Genomic DNA, 16,758 nt, shown 5'->3' on the forward strand with positions numbered 1-16,758 from the left:
GAGTTCTTCATCTCCACCCTGCCTCGAGCCAGAAATGCATGTCCATTTCTCGGTACAACATCGCCGCGGCGGTCATATTCTCCCTGGCGTGATCCGGCTGACCAATGCGGTCGAAGAGCTTCCCAAGGCCGAGGCGACAGTGGGCGACAAGCGGACGCATGGCGTGGAGCTCGGCGAGTGCCAGAGCCTGCCGGTAGCGAGCTAAGCCGCTTTCGGCATCGAACTCGTCTGGATGCGTTGCTAACTCACCAAGAAGTAGCAGCGCATGGGCTTTGAAGCCAGGCTGGCGCCGGGCGAGTTCAATCGAGCGACAGCCTAGGCGCCGCGCCTGGTCGAGCCGGCCGATGAGCAGCAAGGCGCGACTCAACGCGTGGTAGGCCCAGCTGCTATGACCAACAATTCCCCTCGTCTCCTGAAGCTCGAGGAGCCGCTCACCCTCTCGCACCCGGCTCAATGCCTCGTCAGCCTCGCCAATCTGCGCCAGCGTCCAGGCTGAGGAAGCGACCGCCCAGGGAAGAAGCACGGCGACTTCTAAAGTCCCAGGTATGTTCAACCATTGGTCGACTAGTAAGCGAGCCTTCACCCAGTCGCCTTTGAAAAGGTGAAGCATGCTGGCGGCCAGGTGGGCCCAACCGATCGTGTGCGCGTGCTTCGTTTGCTCAGCGAGTTGAATCGCCTCCGCCTCGTACTTGGCCGCCTCGGCAAATCTGCCGAGTTCGGCGAGGCTCATAATTAGCCAGGCGCGACCAAAGACTGATGCCGGCAATGCCAAGCCGAAATGTTCGTGGACCAATTCCACGGGCAGCGCGGCAAGGCTCCCGGTAGCGATCTCGACCACGTGCTCGTACTCGCCGCGGTAGTAGTACGCCTCCTCTAGACAGCTTGTCGCGACGACGCCAAGCCCCAAGTCCCCGCATTGCTGGGCGATGTCTACGGCGCGTGTGCCGGTCATGACGGCTTCCTCGAGCTCATCAAGCGTTGACAGGACGGTCGTCATGAAACCGCAGACCTGGCCACGCCGGTGATCGTCTTTCAACCGTTCGGCGAGAGCCTCGGCCTCGCGGAGGTGCTCGAGCATCTGCCGGACTTCACCAAGCTGGCGCAGCACTGGCCGCAACTCGAGGCGGATCTCGAAGGCGTTCTCCAGCGCCGCTTCGCTCTCTGGCAGTAACTTGAGAATACCCAGCGCATGCTCGAAGCAAGCGCGAGCTTCCGAGAGCGCCGACCGTCCGACCGCCTTCGCTCCAGCCTGCCGGAGATAGTGCACTGCCTTCTCTTGCCGCTCGCCTCGGACAGCGTGGTGCGCGAGCCGCTCGACCTGCTCACCCAGTCGATCAGCGTAAAGCTTTTCTATGGCAGTCACGACGCATGCGTGGATGTCACGGCGACGTTCGTGGAGCACTCCACTGTAGGCGACCTCATGGGTGAGGGCGTGCTTGAACGCATATTCGGGGTCAGGAAAGAGCTGTGTCAAATAGAGAAATTCGGCTGCCTGGAGATTGTCGAGCAGCCTGCGAAGCTCGTTGTCCTTCAGTCGGCTGATCGCATGCAGGAGGGCGAATGGGACGTTGGGTCCGATCACGGCCGCCTCTTCCAGCAGGTGCTTCTCGGCTGCGGGCAACGCGTCGATACGCGCAGCAAGGACCGCCTGCACGGTGGGCGGAATCTCGCTGCTCGAGAACGGCCTCGCAAGTCGATGGCTGCCCTCGAGCACACCAGTGTCGATCAGCGATCGCACGATTTCTTCGACGAAGAACGGGTTCCCATTGGAGCGCTCCACCAGAAAGCGCTTCAGGTTGTCCAGACTGGGGTCGGAGCCCAGCAGGGCTTGAAGGAATTCCGCGAGGCTCTCGCTGGCAAGGGGATCCAAATGTAGCTGGTGATAATTGGGCCGGTTCCTCCATTGGTCCCTGTATTCGGGCCGGTAACAAATCATCAGGAGCAACCGAGTATTCTGCGCGGCTACGACTACCTCGTTCAGCAAACCGAGGGAGAGCGAGTCGTTCCAGTGAAGTTCTTCGAAGACGGCAACGACCGGCCGCACGCGGCTCTCGCTCAACAACAGGCGGACGACTGCTTGATACGTGTACTGCCGATGCTGGACCGGATCGAGAGATCGGAACGGATGGTTCTCGTCCAGCGAATCGAGAAGATCCAGTAATGGCGGAATGGCGTCCCGCAGCGATTGGTCGAGCGTTAATACTTTTTCTGTCACTTTCTCGCGGATGGATCGCGTGCTGTCGTCGGCGCTGATCTTGAAATAATCTATAAGCAGTTCGATGACCGGCAGGTAAGGCGTTGCGCGACCATAGGGAGCGGATTTTGATTCCAAAACCAGCCATTCGGCTGTGTACTGCGAATGGACGAACTCGCGCACCAAGCGCGACTTGCCCACCCCCGCTTCGCCGACGATCGCCACCATTTGGCCTTGACCACGGCCGGCAAGGTGCTGCACGCGGCGGAGTTGCTCCAGCTCGAGCTCGCGCCCAACAAAGCGCGTGAGACCACGTCCAGCGGCGACCTGCAGGCGAGTCCGCGCAACGCCGGCGCCAGTCACCTCATAGAGTTGCACCGGCTCGGTTAACCCCTTCACTTGCATAGGGCCGAGTTGTTTCATCGCGATGTAGCCCTCCGCCAATTGGAACGTGGCAGCCGTTGTAAGTACCGAACCGGCCTTTGCCATCTGTTCCATGCGAGCCGCCAAATTCGCTGTCTGGCCAACTACGGTATAATCCATGTGCAGATCGTCGCCGATGGAGTAGACGACGATCTCGCCTGAGTTGATTCCGACTCGAATCTCTACTGCCAGCCCATGAGACCGGTGAACCAGATCTGAATATCGCGTGACCGTCTCTTGCATCCTGAGCGCCGCATAACAAGCACGCACGGCATGATCCTCACGGGCGATCGGCGCGCCGAAGACGGCCATGATCCCATCGCCCATGACCCTATTCACGGTGCCCTCGTAGCGGTGGACCGCCTCAATCATGCATTCGAGCACGGGATCGAAGAATTTCTTTGCAGCCTCGGGGTCGTGATCAGCAAAAAGCTCCATCGAGCCCTTGATATCGGCGAACAGAACGGTCACCTGTTTGCGCTCGCCATCGATGCCGACCGGTGCGCTCAGGATCTGATCGGCCAGGTGCTGAGGCGTGTAACTCTTCGGCGAGGCGAAGCGCGGATCGCCCGCAGGCTCTACGGGATGGCCGCATTCGGCGCAGAACTTGGCGGTTGTTGGCACCGCGCGTCCACAACTAGTGCAAGCTCGCGCCAGCTCTGCTCCACACTGGTCGCAGAACTTCGCCTCAGCAGTGTTCTCGTGCTCGCAGTTTGGACATTTCATTGCGGGCCCTTGAGCAAAACGCGAGCCGAATGCTCTACAAGAGTAGCGTCGCGAACGATCGGTAACAAGTGATATGTTCCCCTTCAAACGAGTTCGCCCATACGCCACCCCGGCCAGGTATCGGACCGACCACCCACCCCGATGCCGGTACCAGGGACCCGTTCGAAACGCAGCCCAGATAAATCGGCCTGTAACTTTCGCGAAACCAACTGCGAGAATCAGGAAGTAATCGTTGTAGACCCACAGCGACGAGCGAATGTGCTAGGCTACGGGCTGCCCATCCACCAACGAACCACACCACCATCAAACCATAATAGCTTCTAATCTGAGGAATGCAGGCGCTCGAGGATGTTATGATTTCATGGTGCGATGTTGGCGCCTAACTGCCAAGTCCGCGGGACGATCCGCGTAGTGGACCGGCCACCAAATCCGGCCCTATTACCGGGGACCCGTTCGATATGCAGCCTATGAAATTGCCATGTAAATTTGGTGCAACATCGCTCATGTTGTGAACCATCTCCCACGACACCATTAAACCATCAGACACCCAATCCCCGGCGCAGGAACGCCGTTCGATGCTACGATGGTGTTAGGGGGCTGCTAGCAAAAAGCATCTCTTCCTAGTCCGAAGCTGCCTCTGGTGGCCACACGGCCGGCAAACCCAATATATCTGCTAGGCTCTCACCGTCGGTTGGCGCGACCTTGTCCGGCTTGTATTCAAAGCCCGGTAACCCCAGGAGGCCATCCGGAAGTGGTCTTTCCGTCCAGGGATTGCGGACGAGGATTGGCCGCCAACGCTCGTCTCTCAAATCCCAGAGATGTGGTTTTGGCAAAATGTGAGACGAAAAAGCCAATCGTGTTCGGTTCGTTGATGCGGACGTTTTCGGCGACTTGCAGCAGGGCCTGGCGCATAGTGTCTTCGTGACCCTTCTTGGCGCGGATAACGGCAGTAATCGTCAGCATATCAGCCCTTTCCCATGATAGACTTCCGTCGGCGATCGGACGCCTTGACCGACGAACGATTCGGCATATCGCCGCAACTCAACGGTCGCTCATGTTAACGCTCGCGGGACGATGCCCGCAACCGGGGCCGAACGGCAGACATCGCTCCGCCGAGGGTCGAAAATGACGACGCACCAACAGAAAGCGAAGCCCGTATGAGTGAGCGACTTGAGACGCTGCAAAAGGCGCGGGAGCGCATGGTCGAGGACCGCGACGCCTTCGCAAAAACCCTGGCCGCGCCGTTCGACCGCGACAAGGCCGAGCGGGCGCGGCTCAAATTCATCGAGACCCAGGCCTTGATCGACGCCATCGACCGCGCCATCGCCGGCGAGCGGACCGTGCCGGGCGCGGCGTAAGCCCCTTTACGCCTTCACGAGGCTTTCGAAGCCGCCATAAATCATCCGCTTGGCGTCGAACGGCAACGACTTGGTGTCCATCATGCCGGCCAGCCGCTTGTCGGCCATCACCTTGGCATTGACGCGGTCGCGTTGCGCGCGCGACTTGTAGGTGATCCAGGAGAAGATCACGGTTTCGCCGGGCTTGAGCTTGACGCTGCGCGGAAACGAGGTGCGCTTTCCGACCTTGACGTCCTCGGCCACCCATTCGCGGTAATCCAGCGCGCCATGCTCGCGCCAAACCTTGCCGGCCTTCTTCGCCATGGTGCGGTAAGCTTCCAGATTCTTCTTCGGAACCGCGACGATAAATCCATCGACGTAAGACATCCGCATTCCTCCCATTATCGCCCGAGCGTCGCGCGCAATTGTGGATTATGTCTGGCAGCAGGCAGTGCCTGGCGCTGGCTCATACGGGTCGCGCATCAGCCCTCAGGCAGCGCGAGGTACGTGCTTGCCCGCGAGCACGGTTTCGGCGGGAAACAGCCGCTGGCGACCGGTGCGCGTGCCCTTGTAGTTATCGAGGAATTCGAACGACCCGTCCCGCAACTCGAGCATCGCCACATCGGCCGGCGCGCCCACATTGATGGTGCCGCGGTCATCGAACGAGGGGAAGCAACGCGCCGCGTTGACGGTAGCGCAGGCGATGATCTGGCTCAGCGGCATACCAAACATGATGAATTTCGACATGACGTTCGGAAGATCGACGACGCCCGAGGTCTTCGACGCCGTGTTCCAGTCGGTGGAGAAGGTGTCGGGCCACAGGCCCTGCCGGGTCGCCTTCTCGACCGTATCCCAATCGAAGTGATCGGCGACCCCGTTGCCGAAATCGAAGATGATGCCGCGCCGGCGCGCCGCCATCACCTCCGGCAGCAAAATACCCTTGTCGTCGAGGATGCCGTTCGTCCCCGGTGCATACATGTGCGTGACGATGTCGCCGCGCTTGAGCAGGGCAAGAATGGCACGCAACGGCGAGTAGTTCTGGCCGATATGGATCATGACCGGAAGATTGAACGGCGCGGCGGCCTCCTGCGCGCGCCGCAGCGCTTCGAGGTCGTTGGCGCCCGCGACGTTGTCCGACAGGCGCGCCTTGACGCCCACGACGACGTCACGATTACGCTCGATGGCCCCTCGCGCCAGGGCCACGTTGGCGGCGTTGATATCGTGTAGCTCGCCGCCGGGAGCGATGACGCCGGTGCGCGCGATATTGACGAGGCAACGGCCGATCTGCGGCGCGCCGCGCGCGACCGCGGCAACGGCATCCATGTTATCCGCGCCGCCGGTGCCGGCATCGACCCAGCCGGTCACGCCGTCCTGCAGGCACATCGGCGGACCCTCCTTGCTGCGGCCGGCATGGGTGTGGATGTCGATCAAGCCCGGAGCGACGATCTTGCCGCGCGCATCGATGGTCTCGGTAGCGTCGGCGGCGATGCCGGCTTCGACCGCCGCGATCCTGCCGCCCGAGATCGCCACGTCGCGGATGGCGTCGAGCCCGGCCGAAGGGTCGATGACGCGCCCACCTTTGATGACGAGATCATAGCTCGCAGCGTGCGCCCTTGAAATGGGGGCAAACAGCGCAGCGCCGGTGGCGCAGACCATTTGGCGTCGATTCATCACGGTCGTTTCCTCCCTCGCTGGAATTCTACCAGTCGTGTTTTACGGGTCAGCTTCGTATGATTGGCCGACGGCAGCAGCGCATTGCCCCGCTCACGCTGCGACCCCCATTCGCAAGCGCGTGTCGCGCAACGAGGGCCGGCGATGCAGGCGGCGGTCGAGCAGGTCGCGCGCCTTGGCGGGCTCGCCGCTGTTCATCAGAGCGATCAGCAGTGTGTCCTCGATCATTTCGCGCTGGGCATGGCTGCCGCCGATGCGCACCACGTCCGCGGCCACCGGCTCCAATATCTCCGCGCATGTCCGATAGTTTTCCTCGGCAAAGGCGCGCGCCGCGCGGCAGATATCCGGCACCACGGGGCCTGCCGGAAGCTTGCCCTGATGGCGCCGCGCCTCGAGATCGGCAATGCGCGCCTCCAGCGCGCTCCAGTTTCCGGTCATGGCCGTCAATAGCGCCATGTGGACATCGACAAACGAATTGCCGGTTTTCGGAAACCACCCCCCGGCGTGATCGGCAAGATCGCGCCAGACATCGCGTTGCACCGGATGGCCGGAGGCCTGCAGCCGCCACAACAGCGAAACGCCGTCGGTCATGACATTGAGCGGCGGAGCCGGATTGATCTTCGGCTGGATGCGTTCGGCATAGATGCTGCTCGCTCGCTCAGTGTCACCGTTTTCCAACGCCAATAACGCCTGATGCCATGCGACATGGCCATAGAGCAATCCGGAGCGGTCATAGACCGGCAGCCAACCCGCGATCAGGTTCTCGGCATCCAGCACTGAGCCGTCTTCGAACATCGCATGCGTCAATGCATGAAGGGCGTGGGCGTTCTTGCGTCTTTGATCAAAGGCACGCTGGGTGATCCGCCGTCCGGCCTCGACATCGCCGTTTTCGGTGTGCGACCAGCCGAGGAAGGTCAGGAACCACCAGTCCTCGCCATAATGATGCTTGTGCCGCTCGCACAGATCGACGCGGGCCTGATCGTGGTCCGCCATCCCGGAGAAAGCGAACAGGCCGAAGGCGCCGAGCGGCAGCGACATGATCAGGGCATCACGCGGCCAACGGTCGAGATGATCGAGCGTCAGTTCGAGCGCCCTCGCCGGTTGGCCTTCCGTCGTCAGCGCCAGGATTTCGACATGGCTCTTCTCCCGCGCGCTGCCATTGCGCGCGACAAGCGCGCGCGCAATGGCGGCCTTTTTCCGGGCCTGCTGCATTTCGGCGTAGATCAAATGAGCCCGCGCGCGGGCAGCAAGGGCCAGTGCGAAATCACCGTCCGCCTCGATCGCGCTATCCAGCGCCTGCGCGGCACCGGGCCAGGCCGACTGCAAGAGGTCGATGCCCTCGCGGTAGCGCTGCGCCGCCGTTTCGCTTTGGGTTGAAAGGCCTAAGCCATATCGATCTTCAAAAGCCATCGGGTCCCTCCGAGATATCAACCTCGATCTGCAATATGTCTGGCAGCAGGCGACGGCCCCCGACGCCGGCTTGTATTGGTCGCGCAGCCGCGGGGCAAACTCGAATTGGAGATGACTGTCGCCTCGAGGTCGGAGGCCCGGCGCAGAAACCCGCTGCCGCGTTCATACAGCAATACCGATCGGTCGGCAGCGAGCGCGCCAGGTTCGAGCACAAATCCTTCGTGCTGTTTCAGAAACAACTCGCGTCCGCATCCAGGCGTAAGGCATTCGACCTTTCCCTTCGGACATTGCGCAAAGGTGCAGAGCCGGCCGAGGTAATCGGCCCAGCCCTCGCCGAACAAGAAAATGTCGACCTGGTGGTGAGCGACGCCGATGCCGCTTTGCTCATGGAGATCGATCACGGCCCGGCCGCGGGCCCGATTAAGAGCAGACAGATTGTCGAGGCGATCGATCGCTATGGCGAGGTCGATGTCTCCACACTCGTGGAGGATTTCGATCCCGTGACGTCTGAAGGGTTGAAAGCGTGGAACTTCACGAACCAGCGGCTGGGCCAACGAGCCGAACAACGCGACCGCGCGTACCTCCGGGACCTTTGCCAAATCTGCCGCTATTGCGTCTGCGGCGCGCCGGAATCCGACCTGCCGCGCGACCATGAGGCGATCCTGTTCCGCGACTTGTCGGCGGGTGGGCTTGCTGGGCACGGTTTTGAGAGCCGTTCTTGAGCGACCAAATGCCTCTTGAGGCTACATCGGAAGTCGCCAAAGCAAAAGCTTCCTTACATCCCTACCGAGTGTCCCAATAGGATTGGGCCGTAGTCTTAGTCTTTGCGAGGAGCAAAGCGAACGAAGCAATCCAGCTTCTGCGCCGGTTCATCAAGGCTGGATTGCTTCGCGGAGCCCGTCATCCCGCGCGCGTTCGCGCGACCCGTTGGTTCGCAATGACGATCCCACGGAACTCAGCTCTGGCAGCACGCGGCCGTTCACGCTTCCGGTTTATACTGGTCGCGCAGCCGCAGCCAGTCCATCGGATAGGGCAGGCCTTCTTCGTGGCGGCCGAGCGGGGTCAGATCGAGATAGTGATAGGTGGCGTTCATCATGTCGAGGCCGCGGGCAAAGCATGAATAGGTGTGGAAGATGTTGCCGGCTTCATCGCGGTAAAACACGCTGATCCCGGGCGCTTCCTCGACGCCGAAGCCCGAGGTGCCGAAATTATACACCTTGGCTTGCGACTTGATCTGCTCCGGCGTGAACGACACGGCGTAGTCGTAGTTGAAATCGTTGCCGGCCGAAGAGAGCCAGTCGAAGGTCCAGCCCATCCGCGCCTTGAACGCGTCGAGCTTTGATAGCGGCGCGCGCGAGATCGCGACCAGCGTGGTGTCGCGCGCGGCCAGATGCGGGGTGATGCGCTCAAAACCGTCGGCCCAGAACGAGCAGCTCTTGCAGCCCTCGTTCCAGTCGGGCGCGAACATGAAATGCTGCACCACCAACTGGCTGCGCCCCTTGAACAGATCGGCCAGCGTCAGTTTGCCGTTCGGCCCGTCGAACAGATAGGCCTTGTCGACCTTGACCCAAGGCAGCGCGCGCCGTTCCTCGCTCAGCCGGTCGCGGGCGCGGGTATATTCCTTCTCATGCGCCATATGGAGCTTGCGGGCTTCGATCCATTCCTCACGCGAGACGATTTTGTGCGGTTGCATGATACGCTCCTCTATGTTGAGACATTTCAGGCGACGAATTTTTCGAGCTTTTCGAGCGCGCCGGTCCAGCCGCGCTCGTGCCCATCGCGGGCGGCCTGATCGAACAGCTGCTCGTGCAAAAGCGTGAGCAGCGTGCCCTCGCCATCGGATTTCAGCGACACTGTCACCAGCGATTCGCGTTCCGGCGTCGAATGCCAGGCCCAGCTGAATACCAGCCGCTCATTCGGCACCACCTCGTGATAGACGCCGCCGACCTCGTAATACTCGTCATCGGTGGAGAAACTGACGCAAAAACGGCCACCGATCCGGGCGTCGATGTCGGCGTGGAACGAGCCGGGCTTGGCGTCCGCGCGTCCGAACCACCGGATTATTTTTTGCGGGTCGGTCCACGCCGCGAAGACTTTCGCCGGCGGGGCGTTGAGACGGCGTTTGAAGCTGAGGCTCGGCCTGGTGACGTCGGCGGCAGCGTCTGATTTGGTTGCCATTCTTCTTCCTCCACAAACGCGGCAAGCCGGTCGAGACCTTCGGACCAGAAGCGCTGGTAGCGATTGAGCCAGTCCATCGCCTGCTCCATTGGCGCGGTGGTCAAGCGGCACGCCACAATGCGCCCGGTCTTGGCGCGCGCGACCAGCCCGGCGTCCGACAGCACGTCGAGATGCTTCATGATCGCCGGCAGCGACATCGCAAAGGGCTGCGCGAGTTCGCTCACCGAGATCGAATCTCGTTTGCCGAGCCGGGCCAGCAGCGCCCGCCGGGTCGGGTCCGCCAGCGCGGCAAAGGTGCGGTCCAGGGCCTCATCGCTATACTTAACCATGTGGTTTAGTATAGCGGCAAACCAAAAGGCGTCAAGAGTTCTCTTCACGTTCGCGGGAAAGCGATCGCGGCATGATAGCTAAGACCGCCGCTAATCTTTTCTCGTCATCACCCGCGAAGGCGGGTGATCCAGTATCCCGGAGCAGGTGCGATAGAGCCGAGAAGCCGCGGCGTACTGTATACCCCGCTGGAGCCTGTCATCGGGCTCGCCGAAGGCGAGACCCGGCGGCGGGGTATGACGATCGGATTTGGTTCGTCCGCCCTCAATCCTCATCAATAATCCCGATACGCCCGGCTGCGCGGCGCGCGTCCATAGGCGACGCGCGGATTGACGTTGCACCAGACGCGACGGCCGGAGGCGGACGCGATGCATTGGGCATAGCTCCGGTAGGAGCAATCGCCCGGATAACCAAATCCGCCGCCGGTGACGCACCAGGGGTAATCATGGGCGGCCGCAGGACCAGCGCCGGCCATGGTGGCGGCGCCGGCTGCCAGGAAAACCAACATCGCCAACTTCGCATTGCGCATGAGTTTTATCTCCTCTGCCAAAGCTCGCGTCGCCTCGCATTGAGAACGAGACCGCTTGGGTAAGGTTCCGGAGGCCGTCTTTATTCCACCTTGGCGCCGGAAAATTGCACCACCTTCTCCCATTTAGCGGTCTCGGCGGCGATCATCGCGCCGAACGCCTCCGGCGTGTCGATCAGCGGCTCGCCGCCCAATTCGATCAGGCGCGCCCTCATCGCGGGCTCGGCGAGCACCGCGTTGATCTCGTGGTTGAGCTTCTCGATGATTTCCGGCGGCGTCTTCTTTGGCGCGCCCATGCCGAACAGCGCGCTCGCTTCATAGCCCGGCACGGTTTCGGCGACGGTCGGCACGTCGGGCAGTTGCGGCGACCGCGCGGCCGTCGTCACCGCAAGCGCACGCAGCCCGCCTTTGGCGATGTGCCCGATGATCGAGGGCATGTTGTCGAAAATCACCTGGACGCGATTGCCGAGCATGTCGGTGATCGCGGGTGCTGCGCCCTTATAAGGAATGTGCTCCATCTTGATGCCCGCCATCGCCATGAACAATTCACCGGACAGATGCACCGACGTGCCGTTGCCCGACGACGCCATGTTCACCTTGCCCGGATTGGCCTTCACATAGGCGATGAACTCGGCGGCCGTCTTCGCCGGCACGTCCGGGGCGACCGTCATCACGTTCGGCACGCGGTTGAAGGCTGCGACCGGCGCGATGTCGCGAATGAAGTTGAATTTCAAATTGGTGTAGAGCGAGGCGTTGATATAATTCGCCGGGTTGACCAGCAGCACCGTGTAGCCATCGGGCGCGGCGTTGACCACCGTCTCGGTGCCGATGTTGTTGCCGGCGCCGGGCTTGTTCTCGATCACGAATTGCTGGCCGAGCTTTTCCGACAGCCGCTGGCCGATCAGACGCGCCAGGATGTCGGTCGCGCCGCCCGGCGGAAATCCGACCACAAAGCGCACCGGCCGCGTCGGATAATCCAGCGCCGAGGCGCCGCCGGTCGGAGCGATTGCCGCAACACCCATGGCAAGCACAAAAATCGCGGCGCGACGCGAAACCATCCAACGCAAAAGCATAAAAAGTCTCCCTGTTATCCGGAATTACGCATCCGGTATGTTGTTGTTGAATTGACGATCGGCACGCGTTGTAACAAACAAAGCGCGATACGGCCAATAGGGCAGCTAAAGCACCGAACCGCGACCAAAGGATAAGCTGATGTCTGTCAAAGTGAATGCGCTCGACCATCTCGTGATCAATGTCGCCGACGTGGCGCGCTCGGCTGCGTGGTACCAAAAGATCCTCGGCATGGAGATCAGGGTGTTCGATCCCGGCCCAGGCAGGGCGCCGCGGACCTCGCTGATGTTCGGCAACCAGAAGATCAATGTGCGGCCGCGCGACGCCGACAAGGTCGACTGGTTCACCGCCGATCATGAAACCGCCGGCAGTGACGATCTGTGCTTTCTCACTTCAAGCACACCGGAGGAGGTGGTCGCGCATCTCAAAGCGCACGGCGTCGCGATCGAGGAAGGCCCGACCGAGCGGCAGGGCGCTCGCGGCACGCTGCGCTCGGTCTATTGCCGGGATCCGGACGGCAGTTTGATCGAGATCTCGTCGTATGCGGGGGAGGCTTAGGTCCCTCCCCGTCATTGCGAGGAGCGAAGCGACGAAGCAATCCAGCTTGCTTTGCCGCCCGATGGATTGCTTCGCTTCGCTCGCAATGACGGGGATAGGGCTATGCTCCCTTACCGATTTGCCCGCGGCGCGCTCCGGTGGCAGAAAGGCTTCCAAGCCAATGAAAAAAGCAGCCATCAAGGCTGCGCGGGAGGATAAATGTCGGCTTCACAAACCGCGCCCGGCGTGGTCGGCCCGTTCGCGGGGCTCGACGTACCGTGGCTGCTCAAGATGCGCGCCGAAACGCGCCGCGACCATCCGTTTCTGATCTGGGCGCCATTCGATGCGCCGGCGCGGAAATGGACTTACGGCGAATTTTACGAGCGCGTCGGCGCGCTCGCGGCGGGTCTCGCCCAACGTGGCATCAGACCTGGCGAATACGTCCTGATACATCTCGACAATTGCATCGAGGCGATGCTCGCCTGGTTCGCCTGCGTCGATCTCGGCGCCATCGCGGTGACCACCAACACCCGCTCCGCGCCGGCGGAGGTGGAATATTTCGCCGATCATTGCGGTGCGGTGGCCGCGATCACGCAACCGGCCTATGCCGAGACGATCTCGGCGCATTGCCGGAACCTGCGCTGGTTGGCGGTGATTTCGCATGACGCGGGCACCCCGCCCGCGCAAGGCCATGCCGCGCCGCGTAGCGACAGTTTTGAAAGCCTGTTCGCCGACAGCGCCGACCGGCCGCGCCGTGTGGCCGATCCGCACGCCGCCTGCAGCGTGCAATACACCTCCGGCACCACGTCGCGGCCGAAGGCGGTGCTATGGACGCACGCCAACGCGCTGTGGGGCGCCAAGGTAAACGCTTCGCACCAGGATTTGCACCAAGGCGACGTGCACCAGACTTATCTGCCGCTGTTTCACACCAACGCGCTGGCTTATTCGATGCTGGCGAGCCTGTGGGTCGGCGGGACCTGTGTGATCCAGCCGCGGTTCTCGGCAAGCCGGTTCTGGAGCGTAGCACTGGAACACGGCTGCAGCTGGACCTCGACGATTCCGTTCTGCATGAAGGCGCTGCTGGAGCACGAGATCCCCAAACAGCACAAATTCCGCCTTTGGGGCACGGCGGTGTGCGAGCCGCCGGCCTTTTCCAGTTTCGGCATCAAGATCATCGGCTGGTGGGGCATGACCGAAACCATCACCCATGGCATCATAGGCGAGGTCGACCAGCCCAACACGCCGATGTCGATCGGCCGTGCGGCGGCGGAATATTCGATCCGCATCACCGACGATGACGGCGCGCCGACGCCGGTCGGCGGCACCGGCAATCTCCTGATCAAGGGTATTCCCGGGCTGTCGCTGTTCAAGGAATATCTGCATAACGAAAAAGCCACCCGCGAGAGTTTTGACGAACACGGCTATTTCATCACCGGCGACCGTGTCACGCTGTTGGACAATGGCTTCATAAAATTCGGCGACCGCGCCAAGGACATGCTGAAGGTCGGCGGCGAGAATGTCGCGGCCTCCGAGATCGAGCAGGTGATCGCGCTGGTGCCCGGCGTCCGCGAAGCCGCAGTGGTCGCGAAAAAACATCCGATGCTCGACGAAGTGCCGGTCGTCTTCATCGTCCCGCAGGCCGGTGTCGAGCGCGCGCCGCCCGATTTGCACGATAGCGTCATGGCGGCCTGCCGCAGCGCGTTGGCCGATTTCAAGGTGCCCCGTGAAATTCACTTCGTCGACGACATGCCGCGCTCGACCCTGGAGAAGGTGGCGAAGGCGGAATTGCGGAAGATGTTGAGCTAGAAGCTGCGAAAACTCCTCAGTTCAGCTCGAACCGGATCGGCAGCTTCTTGGGGCCGTTGACGAAAAAGGCCTGCGTCATCTTCACCTCGCCGTCGAGGGCAAGCGATCTCAGTCGCGGCAGCAGCTCCTCGAACAGGATTCGCATTTCCATCTTGGCTAGGTATTGCCCGAGACAGAGATGCGCGCCATAGCCGAAGGCGACATGGCGGTTCGGCTTGCGGTCGCATCGGAACGCGAAGGGCTCCTCAAAAACCTCCTCGTCGCGGTTGCCGGAGGCGTAACACAGCATCAGCCAATCGCCCTTGGCGATCCTGCGCGAACCGAGATCGGTGTCGGCGGTCGCCGATCGCATGAAATGCTTGACCGGGGTCATCCAGCGAATGGCCTCATCGACCAGCCCGGGGATGAGTTCCGGATTGGCTTTGACCTTGGCGAATTGTTCCGGATTTTCCGCCAGCGCCCAGATCGCACCGGCGGTCGACGATGACGTCGTATCGTGGCCGGCGGTGGCGACGATCATGTAATAGCTCGTCATGTCCCGCTCGGGCAGATAGTCGCCGTTGATCTTGCCGTTGGCGATCACGGTGGCGAGATCGTCGCGCGGCTCGGCGCGCCGGTCGGCGGTTATCTTTGCGAAATAGTCGCCGAAGTCCTTCACGACGGCCTCGATCATGGCGGAAAACATTTCCGGCCCGATCGTATCCCTGAACCGCGCCGTATCCGGGTCCTGCGCGCCGAACAGCTCCTGGGTGAGCTTCAGCATTCTCGGCTCGTCCGCTTCCGGAACCCCGAGAATTTCCATGATGACGTGCAAGGGATATCCGAGCGCCACGTCGGCGACGAAGTCGCAGGCCCCGCCATGCGCCATCATGCGCTCGACGGCGCCGCGGGCCTTGGTGCGGACCCTCGCCTCGAATTTCCCGAGATTGACCGGCATGAACCAGGACTGTGTCAGCGCCCGGTATTTCGGATGGTCGGGCGCATCCATCTGCACCAGCGAACGAACGAGGTTCGGCGTGCCGGTGATCTTGCGTGTCCGTTGCTCGACGGTCTTCGTCGTCAGCGTCGTCGGCCGATCGGCATTGTGAAACAGCTCGTTCTGCCGGCTGACGGCCTGGATATGGGCATGCTTGGTGACGACCCAGAACGGATCGAACCCCTCCGGCCGCGCGATGCCGAGCGGATTGTTGGCCCGCAGCCAGCGATAGGTATCGTGAAGGCGATCATCGGCATAGGCCGCCGGATTGACCAGCGTCGCGGCGATGTCGGCCGGGAGGTAGGTACTCGGGCTCAAATCACACCTTTTGGTTCTGCCGGCGCGAGAATGTTCGAACCAGCCGAGAGCGGCTTGCGTTTAGCGGCTAACATAACCACGCGGCCAAGGCGTAATTGAGGATTGGATTTTTCGTCGTCCCGGCGCAGGCCCGGACGACGACACCGGCGCAATCAAAACGACCCGAACGCCACCGGGCGGAAGGATTGCAGCAGATGCTGGTCGAGCTTGTCACCCATCTGCTCCATGATCCCGAACGCCTTGGCGTGGGTGAAGGGCAACCGGTAGGCGCGTCGCTCCACCAGCGCGGCGTGGATATCCACGATCGTGGTCAGGCGCACGATGTCGCTGATCTGATTGCCGCGCAGGCCGCTCGGATATCCGGTGCCGTCGAGGTACTCGTGATGGTGCAGCACCACATCCAGCATCTCAGGCGGAAAGCCGCCTTGGGCTGCGAGCGCGTCATAGCCGAGTTGCGGGTGCTGGCGGATGACTTCCAGTTCCTCGTCGGAGAGCTTGGCCCGCTTGTCGAGGATCGCGACCGGGACAAAGGCCTTGCCGACATCGTGCAGCAGGGCTGCGCGGGCGAGCCGGCGCTGGTCGTCCTCGCGCATCCCGAGATGCTGCGCGAACGCAACCGCGAAGCCGGTGACGAACAGGCAATGGCGGTAGCTGTCGGTGTGATGGCGGCCGACGGTCGTGAGCCACTCCCGCAGCGAGGTCCGCTTGATGGCCTTGAGAATCTTGTTTTCCGCCTCGATGATGTCGGCGTAGGTCAGCGGCACGCCCGCCGGAAGCTTCTGGAAGATCTTGACCATCACCGCATGCGCCGCCTCGATGCCGCGGTTCAGGGCTTTGCCGCTGGCGGTGGCGTCGAACCTGACTGTGTCCGGAAACGCCGCGCTGATGCGATGCAGGATGCCCGCGGCATCGAACGGGCGCGAGATCGTGTCGGTGGCGCCCAGCGCCCAGGCCTGCATCGAGCCATGATGAAGGGCGTCGGCGAGCACGAACAGCCGCGGCATCGAGCGGTAGGCTTCGCCGCGCAGCTTGTTGCGGACCTGCTGCACGCTCTCGGACGACCGCAAATTGATATCGACCACGATGCCGGAGAAATGATCGGCGGGTTCATCGGGGAGTTCCGATGTCGAGATGGTATCGACTTCGCCCGCGGTCTTCAGAATGTCGGCTAGTTCACGGCTCTGATCGCTCCGATCCGACGCCAGCAGCAACCGGCGCTTGGTCGAAGTCTTGTTGGCGAGAGCTGTCATGGATCCTC

16 protein-coding genes are annotated in these 16,758 nt (G+C 62.1%); 4 read left to right on the forward strand and 12 right to left on the reverse strand.

Features of this window, described 5'->3' with window-relative positions:
- Nucleotides 1–7: 7 nt before the first annotated feature.
- Complete coding sequence (locus B5526_RS17840; protein WP_079540063.1) at nucleotides 8–3,343, reverse strand: adenylate/guanylate cyclase domain-containing protein; 3,336 nt, start codon at nucleotides 3,341–3,343, stop codon at nucleotides 8–10.
- A gap of 717 nt (nucleotides 3,344–4,060) precedes the next feature.
- A complete protein-coding gene (locus tag B5526_RS39030) occupies nucleotides 4,061–4,306 on the reverse strand; it encodes a putative quinol monooxygenase (RefSeq protein WP_244562328.1) in 246 nt (81 codons plus the stop codon).
- A 194-nt stretch (nucleotides 4,307–4,500) separates the two neighbouring features.
- Between B5526_RS39030 and B5526_RS17850 the strand changes: the two genes are divergently transcribed.
- The gene (locus tag B5526_RS17850; protein ID WP_079540065.1) at nucleotides 4,501–4,701 is read left to right on the forward strand and encodes a hypothetical protein; all 201 of its coding nucleotides are present in this window, start codon (nucleotides 4,501–4,503) and stop codon (nucleotides 4,699–4,701) included.
- A 6-nt stretch (nucleotides 4,702–4,707) separates the two neighbouring features.
- On the opposite strand, the gene B5526_RS17855 is transcribed toward B5526_RS17850, so the two are convergent.
- The 3 genes from B5526_RS17855 to B5526_RS17865 form a co-directional block, all read right to left on the reverse strand.
- The gene (locus B5526_RS17855) at nucleotides 4,708–5,067 is read right to left on the reverse strand and encodes a DUF1428 domain-containing protein (protein ID WP_079545082.1); all 360 of its coding nucleotides are present in this window, start codon (nucleotides 5,065–5,067) and stop codon (nucleotides 4,708–4,710) included.
- Nucleotides 5,068–5,169: 102 nt separating this feature from the next.
- Nucleotides 5,170–6,351: an amidohydrolase/deacetylase family metallohydrolase gene (locus tag B5526_RS17860; RefSeq protein ID WP_079540067.1), complete on the reverse strand. Its 1,182-nt coding sequence runs from the start codon at nucleotides 6,349–6,351 to the stop codon at nucleotides 5,170–5,172.
- Between the two features lie 93 nt (nucleotides 6,352–6,444).
- Nucleotides 6,445–7,761, reverse strand: a complete 1,317-nt coding sequence (locus B5526_RS17865) for a tetratricopeptide repeat protein (RefSeq protein ID WP_079540069.1) — start codon at nucleotides 7,759–7,761, stop codon at nucleotides 6,445–6,447.
- 221 nt (nucleotides 7,762–7,982) lie between these two features.
- Between B5526_RS17865 and B5526_RS17870 the strand changes: the two genes are divergently transcribed.
- Nucleotides 7,983–8,483: a hypothetical protein gene (locus B5526_RS17870; protein WP_154071348.1), complete on the forward strand. Its 501-nt coding sequence runs from the start codon at nucleotides 7,983–7,985 to the stop codon at nucleotides 8,481–8,483.
- A gap of 257 nt (nucleotides 8,484–8,740) precedes the next feature.
- On the opposite strand, the gene B5526_RS17875 is transcribed toward B5526_RS17870, so the two are convergent.
- The 5 genes from B5526_RS17875 to B5526_RS17895 form a co-directional block, all read right to left on the reverse strand.
- Nucleotides 8,741–9,454: a DUF899 domain-containing protein gene (locus B5526_RS17875; protein ID WP_079540073.1), complete on the reverse strand. Its 714-nt coding sequence runs from the start codon at nucleotides 9,452–9,454 to the stop codon at nucleotides 8,741–8,743.
- 26 nt (nucleotides 9,455–9,480) lie between these two features.
- On the reverse strand, nucleotides 9,481–9,939 hold the full coding sequence (locus B5526_RS17880) for an SRPBCC family protein (RefSeq protein ID WP_154071349.1): 459 nt from the start codon (nucleotides 9,937–9,939) through the stop codon (nucleotides 9,481–9,483).
- Nucleotides 9,822–10,268 (reverse strand): ArsR/SmtB family transcription factor, encoded by a 447-nt coding sequence (locus B5526_RS17885; protein WP_079540075.1) that lies wholly within the window; start codon nucleotides 10,266–10,268, stop codon nucleotides 9,822–9,824. The genes B5526_RS17880 and B5526_RS17885 overlap by 118 nt, the downstream gene beginning before the upstream one ends.
- A 272-nt stretch (nucleotides 10,269–10,540) precedes the next feature.
- Nucleotides 10,541–10,795, reverse strand: a complete 255-nt coding sequence (locus tag B5526_RS17890) for a DUF3551 domain-containing protein (protein WP_079540077.1) — start codon at nucleotides 10,793–10,795, stop codon at nucleotides 10,541–10,543.
- An 80-nt stretch (nucleotides 10,796–10,875) separates the two neighbouring features.
- Entirely contained in the window at nucleotides 10,876–11,850 is a 975-nt protein-coding gene (locus tag B5526_RS17895) for a Bug family tripartite tricarboxylate transporter substrate binding protein (RefSeq protein WP_079545083.1), read from the reverse strand.
- Nucleotides 11,851–12,004: 154 nt separating this feature from the next.
- On the opposite strand from B5526_RS17895, the gene B5526_RS17900 reads away from it, so the two are divergent.
- Both B5526_RS17900 and B5526_RS17905 read left to right on the forward strand, forming a co-directional pair.
- Nucleotides 12,005–12,421: a VOC family protein gene (locus B5526_RS17900; protein ID WP_079540079.1), complete on the forward strand. Its 417-nt coding sequence runs from the start codon at nucleotides 12,005–12,007 to the stop codon at nucleotides 12,419–12,421.
- A gap of 198 nt (nucleotides 12,422–12,619) precedes the next feature.
- Nucleotides 12,620–14,206 (forward strand): AMP-binding protein, encoded by a 1,587-nt coding sequence (locus B5526_RS17905; RefSeq protein WP_079540082.1) that lies wholly within the window; start codon nucleotides 12,620–12,622, stop codon nucleotides 14,204–14,206.
- Between the two features lie 16 nt (nucleotides 14,207–14,222).
- Here the strand turns inward: B5526_RS17905 and B5526_RS17910 are convergent, their stop codons facing one another.
- A complete protein-coding gene (locus B5526_RS17910) occupies nucleotides 14,223–15,500 on the reverse strand; it encodes a cytochrome P450 (RefSeq protein WP_079540084.1) in 1,278 nt (425 codons plus the stop codon).
- A 152-nt stretch (nucleotides 15,501–15,652) separates the two neighbouring features.
- A complete protein-coding gene (locus tag B5526_RS17915; protein WP_079540087.1) occupies nucleotides 15,653–16,750 on the reverse strand; it encodes an HD-GYP domain-containing protein in 1,098 nt (365 codons plus the stop codon).
- Nucleotides 16,751–16,758: the final 8 nt, after the last annotated feature.

The sequence above is a fragment of the Bradyrhizobium lablabi genome, from assembly GCF_900141755.1.
Classification (GTDB): Bacteria; Pseudomonadota; Alphaproteobacteria; order Rhizobiales; family Xanthobacteraceae; genus Bradyrhizobium; species Bradyrhizobium lablabi_A.